This window comes from Bacteroides congonensis (genome assembly GCF_900130125.1).
Taxonomy (GTDB): domain Bacteria; phylum Bacteroidota; class Bacteroidia; order Bacteroidales; family Bacteroidaceae; genus Bacteroides; species Bacteroides congonensis.
Map to the genome: position 1 here is coordinate 463,344 of NZ_FQXY01000007.1, position 13,301 is coordinate 476,644.

Annotated in this window: 15 protein-coding genes; 11 read left to right on the forward strand and 4 right to left on the reverse strand. The window is 35.9% G+C overall.

The window, feature by feature from the left end; translation table 11 throughout:
• Positions 1–16: 16 nt before the first annotated feature.
• Together BQ7997_RS03260 and BQ7997_RS03265 are read right to left on the reverse strand one after the other, a co-directional pair.
• A complete protein-coding gene (locus BQ7997_RS03260; protein ID WP_073343485.1) occupies positions 17–1,084 on the reverse strand; it encodes a FecR family protein in 1,068 nt (355 codons plus the stop codon).
• A gap of 223 nt (positions 1,085–1,307) precedes the next feature.
• Positions 1,308–2,036, reverse strand: coding sequence for a TetR/AcrR family transcriptional regulator (locus BQ7997_RS03265; protein ID WP_073343488.1), 729 nt, complete (start codon positions 2,034–2,036; stop codon positions 1,308–1,310).
• Between the two features lie 236 nt (positions 2,037–2,272).
• Between BQ7997_RS03265 and BQ7997_RS25075 the strand changes: the two genes are divergently transcribed.
• From BQ7997_RS25075 to BQ7997_RS03305, 8 genes are all read left to right on the forward strand, one after another.
• A complete protein-coding gene (locus BQ7997_RS25075) occupies positions 2,273–2,611 on the forward strand; it encodes a tyrosine-type recombinase/integrase (protein ID WP_083589154.1) in 339 nt (112 codons plus the stop codon).
• A gap of 74 nt (positions 2,612–2,685) precedes the next feature.
• Positions 2,686–3,240, forward strand: a complete 555-nt coding sequence (locus BQ7997_RS03275; protein ID WP_073343490.1) for a hypothetical protein — start codon at positions 2,686–2,688, stop codon at positions 3,238–3,240.
• 74 nt (positions 3,241–3,314) lie between these two features.
• Positions 3,315–3,689, forward strand: a complete 375-nt coding sequence (locus BQ7997_RS03280; protein WP_073343492.1) for a hypothetical protein — start codon at positions 3,315–3,317, stop codon at positions 3,687–3,689.
• An 84-nt stretch (positions 3,690–3,773) separates the two neighbouring features.
• On the forward strand, positions 3,774–4,295 hold the full coding sequence (locus BQ7997_RS03285) for a hypothetical protein (RefSeq protein WP_073343495.1): 522 nt from the start codon (positions 3,774–3,776) through the stop codon (positions 4,293–4,295).
• Between the two features lie 101 nt (positions 4,296–4,396).
• Positions 4,397–4,900 (forward strand): imm68 putative immunity domain-containing protein, encoded by a 504-nt coding sequence (locus BQ7997_RS03290; RefSeq protein WP_016268164.1) that lies wholly within the window; start codon positions 4,397–4,399, stop codon positions 4,898–4,900.
• 74 nt (positions 4,901–4,974) lie between these two features.
• Positions 4,975–5,688: a hypothetical protein gene (locus BQ7997_RS03295; RefSeq protein ID WP_073343498.1), complete on the forward strand. Its 714-nt coding sequence runs from the start codon at positions 4,975–4,977 to the stop codon at positions 5,686–5,688.
• Between the two features lie 41 nt (positions 5,689–5,729).
• Positions 5,730–6,329 carry a hypothetical protein gene (locus BQ7997_RS03300; RefSeq protein ID WP_022137019.1) on the forward strand — a complete coding sequence of 200 codons (600 nt, stop codon included), beginning with the start codon at positions 5,730–5,732 and terminating at the stop codon, positions 6,327–6,329.
• 105 nt (positions 6,330–6,434) lie between these two features.
• Positions 6,435–6,701, forward strand: coding sequence for an Imm17 family immunity protein (locus BQ7997_RS03305; protein ID WP_235817252.1), 267 nt, complete (start codon positions 6,435–6,437; stop codon positions 6,699–6,701).
• A 473-nt stretch (positions 6,702–7,174) separates the two neighbouring features.
• On the opposite strand, the gene BQ7997_RS03310 is transcribed toward BQ7997_RS03305, so the two are convergent.
• A complete protein-coding gene (locus BQ7997_RS03310; protein WP_044656839.1) occupies positions 7,175–7,690 on the reverse strand; it encodes an RNA polymerase sigma factor in 516 nt (171 codons plus the stop codon).
• A gap of 228 nt (positions 7,691–7,918) precedes the next feature.
• Here BQ7997_RS03310 and BQ7997_RS03315 point away from each other — a divergent pair, with 228 nt between their 5' ends.
• Both BQ7997_RS03315 and BQ7997_RS03320 read left to right on the forward strand, forming a co-directional pair.
• A complete protein-coding gene (locus tag BQ7997_RS03315; protein WP_055278967.1) occupies positions 7,919–9,640 on the forward strand; it encodes a recombinase family protein in 1,722 nt (573 codons plus the stop codon).
• A 297-nt stretch (positions 9,641–9,937) separates the two neighbouring features.
• Positions 9,938–11,809 carry a hypothetical protein gene (locus tag BQ7997_RS03320; RefSeq protein WP_073343501.1) on the forward strand — a complete coding sequence of 624 codons (1,872 nt, stop codon included), beginning with the start codon at positions 9,938–9,940 and terminating at the stop codon, positions 11,807–11,809.
• 89 nt (positions 11,810–11,898) lie between these two features.
• On the opposite strand, the gene BQ7997_RS03325 is transcribed toward BQ7997_RS03320, so the two are convergent.
• Positions 11,899–12,084 carry a hypothetical protein gene (locus BQ7997_RS03325; RefSeq protein ID WP_073343503.1) on the reverse strand — a complete coding sequence of 62 codons (186 nt, stop codon included), beginning with the start codon at positions 12,082–12,084 and terminating at the stop codon, positions 11,899–11,901.
• A gap of 759 nt (positions 12,085–12,843) precedes the next feature.
• On the opposite strand from BQ7997_RS03325, the gene BQ7997_RS03330 reads away from it, so the two are divergent.
• The coding region (locus tag BQ7997_RS03330) for a DUF3871 family protein (protein ID WP_139260881.1) at positions 12,844–13,301 on the forward strand (458 nt) is incomplete at its 3' end.

Sequence of the window (13,301 nt, forward strand, 5' to 3'; positions counted from 1 at the left end):
AGTTGTATTTGTAAAGTTATATATGTTTAATCGTGATAGTACCGTCCTGATAATCTACACGTACTTTTTCCAGTTTGTTCAGCAGTTCCACCGCCTCTTCCGGATGAGCGTTGCGGTTCGCCCAGAAGTTCAGGCGGATATCGTATAGCTCCACCCGTTCAAAGTCGATGTTCACATTGTACCATCTGCCCAGATAACCCATGATTTCTTCTAGCGATGCGTCTTCAAAATAAAACATTCCTTCTGTCCAGGCTGTATAAGTAGCTATATTGACATTCGATATTTTCTCTTCTCCGGTTTCCGTATAAGTCAAGTCCTGTCCGGGTTGAAGCACTACGGAAGTAAGACTGTTCTTGTTGGTCACCTGCACTTTTCCCTGCACCAACGTCACGTGGCGGTCTTCTGTTGTGTATGAACGTACATTGAATTTAGTACCCAGCACATGGGTATCCATGCCGTCGGCACTTACGATAAAGGGACATTTTTCATCCTTTGCCACTTCAAAGCAGGCTTCACCCTTCAGTTCTACCCGACGTTCCTTCCCGTTGAATGCGACAGGATAGCGCAGGCTACTTTCAGCATTTATCCACACTTTAGTCCCGTCGGACAGTACCAGTAAGAAACTTTTTCCACGTGGTGTAGTCAACGTTTGGCAGCAGGTGGTATCCGGCGTCAATGTTTTCCATTCTTTGATGTCCATCACACTGTCTTCCAACAGTTGTTGTTCATTATGACCATCCATTTGCAACACCACGTGTTCCCCACTGGCAGTTGCAGCAAAGAATCGTATCGGTTGCTCTTTTTTCACAGAGAGAGAAGGAAGTAAAGAAGGTATAAGAAAGGCCAGAACCAAAGCGGCAGCCACAGCAGAAGCCGCTACCCAAATACGCATTCTTGTTTTTGCCTTTCGTCTCCTATCCAGACTTTCACGCATCACAGCTTCCTTGCAAGCCATCAAGTCGAGAAATAGTTCCTTGTTTTCAGGGACGCTAATCCACTGGCTGAACTCTTCCGTCTCCCTTAGTCGCGGTTCTTGTATCGCACGCAATGCATAGTCTGAATTTTGGTCTGGATTTTCCATCATAGTAATCAATTGTTTATCTTAATACGTAGAACTAATTGAAACTAATGACACCTAAAAGAGATTTTTTTCTATAAAAAACTACGGGAGAAGTTTAATTAACTAATTATCAATACGTAAAGAGTAGAAAGATAGGTAACAAGTCACAGGTACAAGGTGTGCATATATATAGATATACACGCACCTTGCACCTGCCATTCATGAGGGTGCTGGGAATTGTATGGGTTTATAGCCGCTTAATGACATCGGCAGGAAGATCGGTGCACTCGGCAATGGTGGCGATGTCTATCCCTTTCTGTTTGAAGTTGCGGGCTATCTCAACAGTCTTGTTATGCTCTTTGAGTGCGGAGAACACCAATTCGCAAAGATAGTCGAGCGCAGCGTATAGCCGCTCCCGGTTCTCCATGCGCTGATAGTCCACTCCCCAAAAGGTAGAACGGCGACGGTGCAGTATCAGGTAGTATGTTCCGGCGGTGAGCAGTCCGGCTATGATGTCAGCAGGGATGTCTGTACCCTCGAACAAATGTTTCAGTTCATCTATCGCTGTGCGGTAATGTTTCTCACGACTTCGGGCGATGCGGCGGGTGGTGGGATTGTCAGCTTCGAGCTCCCACACCAACAGGTGCTGCATATCTATGTTGTCATAGAGATAGACTGCCAATGATTTCAAATTTCTTTTCAGTATGTCCTCACCGGCTTTGTCGGTGGGGTGTTCTTCGTCGAACAGGTCGTGCAGCCAGTAATCGGAAATGTAGGCGTACTTATCCAGTACCCGATCTATGCTCTTGTAATTTTTGAGCAGGACGGACATTTGGATGCCTGCCCTTTGCACAATATCCGTAAAGGTGATTTGAGCCAGACCTTTTTCACTTGCCAACTGGCGGACGGCATCAAATACACCCGCTTCGAGTTCGGCACGGGTGCGGCGGTTGCGTTTTTTCTTTGGTTCTTCCATGTTGATTTATACTATTGCACGCAAAAGTAGAAAAAATAAATATAAGCCACATGATTTCTGCTATAAAACAGATTTGAGGGGAAAAGAGGAAAAAAAGATTGCGTTTAGTTGCTCACATAATGATAAAGATATATTTTTATGGCAATATATATATCTTATTTCATATTCAACATACATAATATACTGTCATACAGGTATATATAATTTTATTTATATAAATATAGTAATACAATCACATGATAACACATCAAGAAAGAGAGAAAATAACGCTTGATTTTTCGACACGGGGGCGAAAGAAGGATGTAGAAGTGAAATTCGGCGGTGATGACATAAGATTCTTGGAGAAACTGAAACAGATGCGATACAGCGACCATACGGTACAGGTGTACCCGCACCTGTTTCGACATTCGTTCGCTACCCACCTGATAGAGCAAGGAACGGATTTAAAAATCGTTCAAGAGCTATTGGGACATAACAATATTAAAACCACAGAGGTATATGTTCATATAGCAGACACTTATAAAAGTAAAATTAAAAGTCCGTTGGATGATATTTTGACGGAAGAAACATTATAAAATTTGGAGTTGCTAACAGCGGACTGTTATGTTTCGCTGTTAGTAACTCGTTACCGATTAAACAATAAAAGAATATGAACGAACTATATGCCAAATGTATCCCTTTTGATGCTAATGTAAAGGGAAGAATAGGTGGAAATCCTCCACAAATAGTAGAGAATAGTATCCCAGACGGGTATTTGTTTTATGCAACATTAGAGCATCCAGAAAAAGAAAATATAATGCTCTCTATTTTTATTCATGGTGACTTTCACACATTGCTCTATAATAATATCTATCCGTCAGTAGCAGTGAAAGTAATAGAACACGAGTATTCCGAAATAAGCAGTAATACAAAAAACGCCCTTGTAGATTTAGAAATGCAGTCAATAAGTGCTTATATGGAAACATTTGACAAAGATGATTTCCTTTTTATAAAAGCAGGTGGAGAACCACGCTTTATTCAACACAAAAATTTCTATTATAAGGAGTTGGAAGATGATAATTATTCATTTTATCTGATGATAGATGAAGAAGGATATAATGATGAACTTTTAAAAGGAAGTTATGTATTTAATTTTGGTGCGCTTTATCTGTATAAGCATAATATAACAGGAGAAATAATAGCAGGGTTTTGGCAATATTCTTAAACTTATCGGTAACAAGCGGCTTAACCTCCCCAAAAGGTCGGTTAGCCACCAAACATTATATTTAATTAAGTAGTATGGAAACAATAGAATATATCGAAAACTACATAAACATTAATCTTCCTGAGATATTAGAGAAGCTATCAGAGGAAGATTATTACACCATTTTGGATAAAAGAGATTGCGATACTTTTAGTGAGCAATGGATGCAGGTATATAATATTATCGAACAGTTAAAAGCCCAAATGAATATACCTGCAACATATAATGAAAATATTAGAAAAAAAACTTTTGTTATCGTTTTGGATATAACGAACAATGATGATTTAGCAGCATACATATCTGACGATTTAGGTTTGATTGTAGATGCTATAAAAGTAGGTGCAAATAGTCAGTTAATAAATGCCTTATGGCTGTCCTATAAAAATGGTGTAATTCCTACGCAAATATAAATATAACAAGGTCGAGATAACAGCTAAACGCTGTTCCTCACCAAGCCATTAGCATCGAAAGAATAAACTAATAAATAATTCAATATGGCAATAAAAGAATTACTCAACACAACCATAGCTTCATTGGAAGATGATAGTGAAATAACAGAAGCTATTGATTTTAGTAAAGGTGTACCAACTTTAGAGAAAGGAACATATCGTAATGTGTCACCAATGCTTAAGGTAAGGTATGAAAAACTTGGTGGCTGGATAGATGCAACACATGGCGATTGGCTTGATGTGAAAGAAATGGAACTATTCTGGAACAACGAAGCTAAGGATGATAGATTAGTTGGCATTATTCAAAATGTAAAAGCCTCAATCTGTAACTGGGAAGACCATGCCGCAGGGCTATTTGCCCGAAATCGTGTTTCTATATGCGCTGCAAGTGAAGCGACTAATGAAGCCATCTGCTTAATATGGTTTGATAGTACAGAAGAACCCGAACTTTGGGTATATGATTGTAATGGAGAAAGTCGGTATAAAGATTTAGCGTCCTATTTACAAGCATACGTTAACGATGATGTTTCTGCTTGTGAAAACAAATGGAAGTTGGCAGAAATATAGTTCTGTCTATTCAATGTGATGCTAACAAACAACATACTGCCTAAAGCGGCACGTTGCCAAACATTATCGCTAAATAAATTACAAACTAAAAAATATTGAATATGGAACTTTACATAAAAAAATGGTGGGGCAATTATGTCGGTGGATGCGATGACACCTTTCTATTGCTGGACTATTTCGGAAGTCAGAAACAAAGCAACTTAGAGTTAAGCAAAATATTATCCGATATTCATTTGAATACCTTATTAAAAGAAAACTCGGTGAATGAAGGAGATATTTATTTTAGCATAAATGAGTCTTATGAACCGCATTTCGATATGGCTATTGATGTAATAATAGACTTGTCTGCCATTTTACTGGAAAGTATAAAAAATGGAAAGGTTGATATAAAAGAATTAGACCCTAATAGCAAATATTCTAATTTCTTTTCTATTTCTACATCAAAAGATGATGCAATGCTACTTCTAAGTGGTCTGAACAAATTTATAAATGCCCCACAAGAATATGAATTGGCAGATTTTATGGATGAAAGCGAATTGGAAGAATTAGTTGGCGACTGTAAGGAGATTAGCGGTATATTAACCAATTGCATTAGCCAAATATAGCGATAACAAGCACCTGTGCCGCCTAACGACTGCAAGCTGTAACCCATTAGCCACCACGTAAATAAGAATAAGAAATGAGAAAATATAAATACTGCAAAGAAACATTGGATGCCGCACTGGAAGGTTTACAATCTGAAAATGTGGCACAGAGAAAGAAAAGTACAAGGTTCATAAAGATGGCATCTTGCAGTGAAATATTCGGCAAGATGTGCGACACATTGGACGTGCAGGCTTGGTTTCTATCATCCAAAAACTATGAGAAGCTGATTGCAATCTTGTTAAATGAAAGCGAAGACAAATTAATATGGGAGTATTTATCAATATTAGACATGGTGTGTCGAAGATATGTAGACCATTCCTGTTATGCCAAAGATTTTGCAAAGCAGCAAATCTGCGTAACGTACAAGGAACGGACTTATGAGATTGCCAAACAATTTTCGCATCATTCAAGCGCAATAGTCAGACAAATGTCTGCCTCCATAATGGCTTACATGGGAGATGGTAATGCATGGGATATATTCTGTAATGTCATGTTGAAGAAAAGAGATTTATGTACTATCAGTCATATAACAGGGGCGATAGGACGTTATTGTTATTATACTAATAGGGAGATTAACGACAATTTCATTGGTGGCATTATGACAGACAGCCAACAAATTAATCTATCCAACAGTCTGCAATCAATCTATCAACACACCTCAAATAAAAGTATCAAAGGAATGTGTCTAACTGCTATTCAAGAGCTAAAGAGTATGAAAGAGGTGGCTAACAATCATCTAAACTTCTAAACATAGTTAGTTGAAACACATTAATAGTAAAGAAACAACATATGGAAATAGCAAGATTAGAAAGCGGTGAAACAAATTATCAAGCTCTAATACATCGTCCTCGTGTATCATATAAGATAAGTGAATATGTATGGAAGTACATTTACGAAAATTACCTCTTCAAACTTAAATTGATGTCAGAGGATAAGTTTAATTATCACATCCTTCTTACATTCGCAAAATATAATCCAGATATTCATAAGTTCATGTTTAAGTCTCCATACAATCGAGAGAAATGTTTTTTTAGACCTTCGCCCAATTTTAGAAAGGTTAAGATTACAAAATGTCTTGTAATTGGATTAACGGGTGAATGTGTCGATGAAAATATCAGCTCGTCTTTATATGCAAGCCTTGTTTATGATATGTTCTGCGCACAACTTATCGTTTTATACAAGAAAGTCAAAAAAGAGGACTTAGATAAATTGAAAACGGGGTTAGACTATGAATATATAAATAGCTTTCCATATCCAGCACCATTTGAAGAGCAAAGATATATGATTGATAATCAGCCAACATTAACAACCACATATGATAACGGGAAAGAACGTTTCATAGAGCAGTTGAATATAAAAGAAGAATATTTGAAGTACTGGGGAAAATGACAAATTCTATTAACAAGGTCGAGTAAACAGCTAAACGCAGTCTCTCACCAATCCATTACCAATAGTGCAATTGTGAAATGAAAAACAACAAGAAATAGAAGAAAAATGAATATGAATAAAGAACCGGATTTTTTCAGTAACATCACCCCTGTAAATGGCGGTTTAATAATTATCACCCTGGGAACTTTACTTCTTATCGGCGCCATTCGCAGATGGAAGTGGATATTCGATATGACGGGACAACGCGACAAGGGATTTAATTTTCTCCTTTTACTGTACGACCTGTTTGGCGACAAAGGATTGAGGGTCGGGATGATAATCACATCAATCATCTTTATTCTTGGCGGGATTGGGATGATGGTGTTCATGTAAGTTATAATAGCAAATGAATCGTCCCGATGGTTCACAGCCTTCACCATTCAGATGAACAACTATAAATCAGATATTTATGGTGAAGGGAAGCAGAAAAATTAGCCTTCACACCCTTCACCTCTTTTTTTCATATGCCATGAGCTAAAGTAAATATGCTATAAGCAAAAAAGAATATGCTATAAGCTAAAACAAATTAGCTTATAGCAAATGCCCCATTGGGTATTAACTTTTGAGTTATCAGGTATTAATACCTTGTTTACAGGAGATATATGCCGTGCGTATTGGACATATAGATCCAATATGCTAGACATATAGATCCAACACGTCAGACATATATGCCCAACAAATCCATATAAGTGCGTGAAGGGTATGAGGGGTTATTTACTTTGTTTTTCCTACTTCCATTCACCATAAACACCTGATTTATAACCATTCAGCTAAAGCGTGAAACCAGTGAAGAGCAGGATTCAACATTAAACTGTAATAAGTAAAAAGACACTCAATCGTTTACGGAGTATTTTCAAAGCCCGGGCAATATGAGTTCTGACTGTATTATCACTGATATTTAAAATCTCACTGATTTCCGCACATTTCTTTTCGTTCAGAAAATATTCTTCCACTACTGTGCGCATTTGCGGAGCCATCTGACGGATACTCTCCTGCATCCGGTTGATTTTATCTTCGTAGTCCCGATACTCTTTGGCAGTCCAATCGCTGTAAAGTTCTTCCAGGTATCTTTCCGCATTCCGGTTCACTACATTCTGATGACGTATGTGGTCAATGCAACGGTTTTTCACCATGACATAGAATAAAGGCAGCAAATCAGTCTTCCCCTCAAACTGCTCGCTGTTTTCAAGTACTGAGCAAAACACATCGCTCAATACATCCTTTGCGCTTTCTCCGTCATTCAGCAGATTATATGCATGAATATAGAGCTTTTGCCAATATTTCCTGTACAATACAGCTATGGCATTTTGGCTACTACTCATATCTTTGTGGTTACTTTTTGCATTTAATTAAACACAAAGATAACCAAATAACACAAAAAGCAATCAATTCATTAAAAAATATTAGAAATCATATTCTAATATATTGACGTATCATTTCTTTTCAAGAAGATGCGGTTTGTAATCGTATCTGGAAGTTCATTACAATAAACAATTGTAATACTAAAATATAATTACTATCTTTGCAACATTAGAACTAGAATATTTATTATGACAAAAAAGGCTGCTATATATCTACGTGTCTCTAGTATCGACCAGAATTATGAACGACAAGAAATAGAGTTAAAAGCACTAGCTAAGTGTTTAGGATATGAAATCAAATACATATTTGAAGAAAAGCGCTCTGCTGTCCTTAAAATGGATACTAGAGATGAATTAACTCAAATGCGAAAATTAACAAAAAATGAAATAGATAGAATATTTATCTGGGACATCACTAGACTTAGCAGACGAGCTATAGATTTTATCACCCTAATTAACGAATTTACAGACAAAGGAATTTGCCTGCATTTCAAAGATAAAAATATAATTACATTAGATGAAGACGGCAAACAAGACATGTTCGTCAGCATGTATCTCTACATATTAGGATTATTTGCACAAATGGACGCTGAAAACCTAAAAGCCAAGATGCGTTCAGGAAGAGAAAGAGGACTAGCCATAGGTCATGCCTATACAGGATGTGCGCCGTATGGATACAAATTAATTAACAAACAATTATATATAGACGAAAAAGAAGCAGAGACCGTACGTGCTATTTTCAATAATTATGTGGACGGAAAAAGCATACAACATATAATTGACATTCTAAATTCCAATAAGATTCCAACAAGAACTGGTATATTATGGACAAGAAACAGTATTTATGCAATAATCACTAATCCTGTTTATAAAGGCAAACCAGAGTTAACAAGCATTACAAAAAGGGATGAAAATAAGAAACCGTTAGAAAAAATAACGAGAGTCTTCAAAGCTCCTGTAATAATAGAGTCACCAATTTGGGATGAAGCGCAAGTACAAAGAAAAAAACACAAAAGTTTCATTGATAAAAGTAAAGAGAGAGAAGCACTCTTAAGAGGAATATTGCAATGTGGAAACTGTGGAAAAGCATATTGTACCGCTATCAATGGTAGTGGAGTACCGACATATATTTGCAGTGATAACAGAGCTAATATAAACCAAAAACTAAATTGTAAGAATGGCGGAGTAGCATGCTATTTCCTTGATTCAATATGTTGGCAAACAATTAAAGATATTTATGCATACAAAAACTTTCAAGATACATTCACTAAAGAAAAAGCAAAAAATCAACAATTATTACAAGAGAATCAAACACAAATCAATAATTTTATTGATAAACAGATAGAGTTAGATAAAGAAAATGAAAGAGTAAACAAAGGTTATAGAATTGGTATATACACTGATTCAGAAGCTATACGAGCTAAAGGAGAAATTAATAATAATAAGGCTAGATATGAGAAAATGATTGAAGAATTAAAAGCTCAAAATTCAATCCTTACAGCTAAAATTAAACAAGACTTCAGCCATTATAAAATCCCAACAGTCGAACTATCCTACGAAGAAAAGAAGGCAGTGTGTAAAGAATTAATAGAAACTGCAAAGATTTACTCATATCCACCTAACAATAGAATTGTACAACTACAACTCAAAATGGGATTAATATTCAATATTGTGTTAAACCCTAAAAGAAGACTATACTATATAATAGACAACTCTACAGTTACCTTCAATAATCCGCAATCTGCCCCTATTTTCTTAAGGGAAGAATTAAAAGATAAAGATTTTACAGTTACATGCGATAATAATGACTACTTCAATGAAGAAATTTTTGGTGAATACAGCTTTGCACAAATGTGGAACATCATGGATAAATATGGTTACATACAAGATTATCCTAAAGTAAAAAAATAGTCAAAAGCATCTCATACTCATATTCTAGAAAGTTAGAACAAACTATCTTGATATAAAATATATTCTACAAATACGTCTAGTCATTTTTTTAGTTTGTGGCAGGAACTTTAAGCCAGTTTCCTAGAAACTTGCTACTTTTGTTCATGAGAAATAATCTCGACTGGTGACATGGTTGGAAATATTATATTCAGATAGTTATAAAGTGAAAATTTAATGGGTAGTGGAAAAATTTCGATGTCCCCATATTCAGCCCGATATGGTCAGATTTTTCCACTACCATAGAAATATAAGATAAACATGGAAATAGAACAAATAAAGCTTAATGGTGACGAACGTCTAATTGATGCGCTTAAATCGAAGGGATATACAGATATACCAAGTAACGTTATTTTAGACAAGACGTTGACAGGGATAGGTGCTACTTATGCAGAGTTACATTCATGCCGTAATTCAATCATTATTGAACCCAATGTACCAGTTATTGTAGGTAAAACTGCCAAAAATGGCGATTGGTTGGCTGTTTACAGTAATACGACAGTGGCACAAATAAAAAAGTATCTGAAAAGAACTGATGTCAAGTACAAGAAGATTCTAACTACTCCCGAAGGATTTAAGAAAGTTAGGAAAGCAGCAGATAAGTCTTACAGTCTAATTCAAGAAACCTATTTCTGTTTATTTGATGAGTGTGAGAAGTTGACGCAAGATTGTGACTATCGAGCAAGTATTTTACAGCCAGTCTACGATTTTTTCGACTTTAAAGAGAAAGCGTTTGTATCTGCAACTCCATTGGAAGTGTCACACCCTGCATTTGAAGGGCAAGGGTTTAAGAAGCTGGAAATTGTTCCTCAATATGATTATAGGAAAGATTTACATTTGATTGTAACTTCAAGTTATGAAAGAACAGTTCGAGAAGAATTTCAGCGACTGAAAGACAGTTCCTGTGTCTGTATATTCCTCAACTCCGTAACTGGAATTAATGAATTGGTTAATTCTCTGCATTTAGAGGGAGAAAGCCGTATCTTTTGTTCAGAAGAAGGGGTTGGAAAGTTGAAAGACGCAGGCTTTACTAATGCCGTATCGTCAATAGATTATCCATTGGCAAAATACAATTTCTTCACATCAAGATTTTATTCAGCAGTTGATATTGAATTGAATGTAAAACCCGATATTCTGATACTTACTAATCTGAATAATGCTGTATATACAACCGTTGACCCATACACCGAAACAATACAGATTCAAGGACGATTCAGAAGAATGTTTGAGGATAAACAGACATTTAATAGTTTGACGCATATAACAAATACCCGTGATTTGGGAGCTTTATCACGTGAAGAACTGGATAGACAAATAGAGGAGTATAAAACTACTTATCAGTCTCTCATTGAAAGATATGATAAAACAACAAATTCAGCCCGTAAAACATCTCTAAAACAACAACTTAAACAAATCTGTAAGGATTACTTATTGGATGAACGATTAAATATTGATTATTTTGGTATAGATAATAAGTATAATGAGGAACGGGTTAAAAGCTATTATCAATCAGGAGAGAAGTTGTATGCTGCTTATGAAGCAACTAAGTTCTTTCGAGTTAATTATGAAGAAAGACAAGAAATAATCGGAGAAGATGATATCTTTAGAATAAAGAAAGCTCCAAATGAGAAAGAGCGTATTCGTATATTTGCCACAAAACTAATCCAGTTGAATGAACAATGCAAGGAGAATCCAAGTATTGACAAGCAGTTTTTTCTAAAGCTACTTCATGATTCATGTGATTTTGCAGATTTAATCATTGAAGCATACGAAGTTATACCGTTTGAATTGCAAAAACAAGCGGTATGGAACTGTTGCGATAAAAAGAAATTGGAAATAGCATTGAGAGACCAAAAGAATGAAAATAAACGTTTTTCTCCAGAAGTTCTACGTGATATAGAATCATCTTTTAGACCATACATAGGACATAATATAGCTAAGGAAGAAACTAAAAGAATGTTTGCTGACATTTACAGTAGGCATTATATACTTCATAATGAAATAGGCATTACAGCAAAGGTAAATCAGCAAACTATTTGTGAATATTTTGAAGCAACACCACAAAATAAGAAGAAACCGAATGAGTGGAAAATCAAATGTATGTTGCCCCAATATGCTGCATTGGTAAGTTAGTTTTTATCAGTTAATACAGTAAGTACAAAAATAGCCGCAAGCGAGTACACTTACAAATGTGCTCAACTGCGGCTTTTTTTGTGTTGATATTATTTCTTCTTGTAAGAGGGTGGCAGCTTTATTTTTGCCAGTCGCTCGTATAGTTCCGCATACTTCTTTTTTAAATAATCTCTGTCTATTTTGATTGTTACCTTGCGATTAACAATGTGCTCTGTTGTTTCATCCGTAAGGGTGGTACTTGTGTCAGGTGCTATTGGGATTCTTGTCTCAATCATGGGATTTTAAATAAAATGTTTTTCTAATGTGGTTAATCTGTATTCTCTGTTTTTGATAGCCTTGTGTCTGTATCCATACACCGATATGGACTTTATTATCTCTGATTCCGTGTTTCAAGGCTAATTCACGCAATTCTTGATAGGTATATACTTCTGACATGGTAGGTAATAAGAAAAAAAATCATAGCCACAAGCAGTAGGGCAGACGTCAAATTGCCCTACTTTTTATGGTTACGCTACAAAAATGAAAAAGGTCGTCTAATACTAGTATATAGGCGACTGCAATAAAATCTATCAAACATGGCTTTATCTATGAAAGACTGCGAAGAAATGAATTTACCACATTGGTAGTAATTGGGAAATGGAGATAAAAAGCCCTCAATGCAATACGGTAATCCTTCCTTCATGGGATACACAAATTTACGAATAATTGGGGAAGCTAAAAAATGAATGATACTCATTTTTCAAACATTGGTTGTATGGTTATGCCACATTCTGTAATGGTCTAAAGTAGTTCCATTTGTGGTGAGTAGAAAGATGTGCGTGCAATAAAGTACAGGTACTTATATATAATCCCCCCTACCTATAAAAATAGGAGCTTAAATATATATCAGCTCATTTCTCCTATGATTTACAGAATTGAAAGTTACATGAACACATGAACAGTAGTTCTAACGTCCCCCTAGGGTAGTTGGAGAGAAACGAAATATATTTCAATCCACGTAATCAATTTATAAATCATTTAAAATTTTATTCGTTATGAGAAATCTACAAATTATTGGCAATGTGCCACAGGTAAGAAGAGAAAGTAACTTTGGTGAGTATGCAGAAGAAGCGGTAATAATCGAAGAGCCAGTAAAGCCCAAAAGGGTAAATCACTTTATAGAAGCAAACTCTGTGGAGGTTACTTTAGACCATTTAAAGAATGATAATGTGATACCAGTTTTCAGCAAGGATAATGAACTGACTATTTCGCATCCACAATTTATTGAAACGGTTTGGGAAGCGGCTAATTCATTTTATAGTGGTGAACAAATCGAGCAACCAGATATAAGGTGCAGTCATGTGGTAAAAGGGAGACGTCCAGAATCCATTAACAAGCCAAAGAACCTGTTAACGGAAGCTGACACTACCCAATATTACGAAAGATGCGCTTTTGCCATAGATATTCCATCTATCTATGAAGATGTATCTGGCAACAGGCTTAATCTTTCTAT